Genomic DNA, 2006 nt, shown 5'->3' with positions numbered 1-2006 from the left:
TTTATGGCCAAGGCGGACGCGTGGGGCGCGCCCGGAGGGAAGGCTTTTGCGCGTCGCAAGGCAAGGGGCGATGGACTTGCCGGCAATGCGCGCCTGATCGCCGAACCCACCTATCAGCGGCTGTTGGCCGCCGAGCCGTTTCTTCGCCGGTCGATCCCGGCGCTGATCGTTATTTTCCTCGCCGTTATCGCGGCGCTGCGCTTCCTGTCACTGATGAACGAGCATGACGAGATCGAGCGCGACGCCAAGGCGGTGCTGGCTTTAGCCGCCGGCCAGATGGCGCAGGCGATCACGGCGGATCCCAACGTTGCGGGCGCCAACGCCGTCAGCCTGCTGGAAAGCACCAGCCGCCAGGGCGCCATGAGCCGCGCCCATGTGCTGGCCATCACCGACGGCAACTTCAAGGTCATCGCCGTCTCGCCGCTTTCGACCGGCTGGCAGGGCCGCACGCTGGACAGTCTGGTCCTTGGCGGCCAGCCGCTGTTCATGTTCGGCGACCGCGCCGGCGTGATGGATGTCAGCATCGCCGGAAAGGATTGGTTCGCCGCAGTCAGCCTCACCGGGGACCGCGGGCACGCGACCGCCGTGCTGGTGCCGCAGGAAGCGGTGTTCGACAGCTGGCGCAAGTCGATGTCGCTCAACGTCACGCTGTTCGTGCTGACGGCGGGCGTGCTGATCGTCATCCTCTATGCCTATTTCGGCCAGGCCGCGCGCGCCCAGGCGGCGGACCGCATCTATCTCGAGGCGCATCAGCGCATCGACATGGCGCTGGTGCGCGGCCGCTGCGGGCTGTGGGACTGGGACATGGTGCGCGGCAAGATGTACTGGTCGCGCTCGATGTACGACATGCTGGGCTACGAGCCCTGCGATACGATGCTCTCCTTCGGAGAGGTCGACGAGATTATCCATCCGGACGACGGCGACCTGTTCGAGCTCGCCAACCGCATCGTCGAACGCGAGATCGACCATATCGACCAGGTCTTCCGCATGCGCCATGCCGACGGACAATGGGTGTGGATGCGGGCCCGTGCCCAGGTGATCGACCCGGAAGCGCCGGAGATCCAGCTGATCGGCATCGCCGTCGACGTCACCGAGCAGCGGCACCTGGCGCTGCGTTCGGAAGCGGCCGACATGCGGCTGAGAACCGCGATCGAGAACATCAACGAATCCTTCGTGCTGTGGGATGCCTCCGAGCGGCTGATCATGTGCAATTCGAAGTTCCAGAAGGACAATGGGCTCTCGGACCGCGACGTCGTGCCGGGCGTCGGTCGCGATGCGCTCGAGGAGCGGATGCTGGCCTTCGCCTCCGAGCGCAGGCTCGCCAACGCCAACGGTCCGCATGGCGGCGTCACCCTGGAGCGCCAGCTTGCCGACGGCCGCTGGCTGCAGGTCAACGAGCTCAGGACCCGCGACGGCGGCATCGTCTCGGTCGGCTCCGACATCACCCAGATCAAGCTGCATCAGGAGAAGCTGGTCGACAGCGAGCGCCGGCTGATGGCGACGATCCACGATCTCAGCCTCGCCCGCCGCGCCGAGGAGGAACGCTCCAGCGAGTTGGTCGAGCTCAACCGCAAATATATGAAGGAGACCGAGCGCGCCGAGGCGGCCAATCGCGCCAAGTCGGAATTCCTCGCCAACATGTCGCATGAGCTGCGCACGCCGCTCAACGCGATCATCGGCTTCTCCGAGCTGATGCAGCAGGGCCTGTTCGGGCCGCTCGGCTCGGAGCGCTACGAAGAGTACGCGACCGACATCAACGGCAGCGGCAAATACCTGCTCGGCGTCATCAACGATATCCTCGACATGTCGAAGATCGAGGCCGGCCAGTTCTCGCTCGACCGCGAGGAGATCGACCTCTGCCCGCTGATCAAGGAGACGGTGCGGGTGATCTCGCTGCAGGCGGCGGAAAAGTCGATCAATGTCGAGACGCGCATCGCCGATGCGATGCGGGTCTACGCCGACCGCCGCGCGATCAAGCAGATCGCCATCAACCTGCTCTCCAATGC

At 65.6% G+C, this 2006-nt stretch carries 1 protein-coding gene; it reads left to right on the top strand.

Features of this window, described 5'->3' with window-relative positions; all coding sequences use genetic code 11:
* Positions 1 to 3: 3 nt before the first annotated feature.
* The coding region (locus tag EOA27_RS33885) for a histidine kinase dimerization/phospho-acceptor domain-containing protein (RefSeq protein WP_127258450.1) at positions 4 to 2006 on the top strand (2003 nt) is incomplete at its 3' end.

It is taken from the genome of Mesorhizobium sp. M2A.F.Ca.ET.037.01.1.1, assembly GCF_003998075.1.
Taxonomy (GTDB): domain Bacteria; phylum Pseudomonadota; class Alphaproteobacteria; order Rhizobiales; family Rhizobiaceae; genus Mesorhizobium.
The sequence above is the reverse complement of the archived record's forward strand: the minus strand, read 5'-3'. Positions and strand labels throughout refer to the sequence as shown.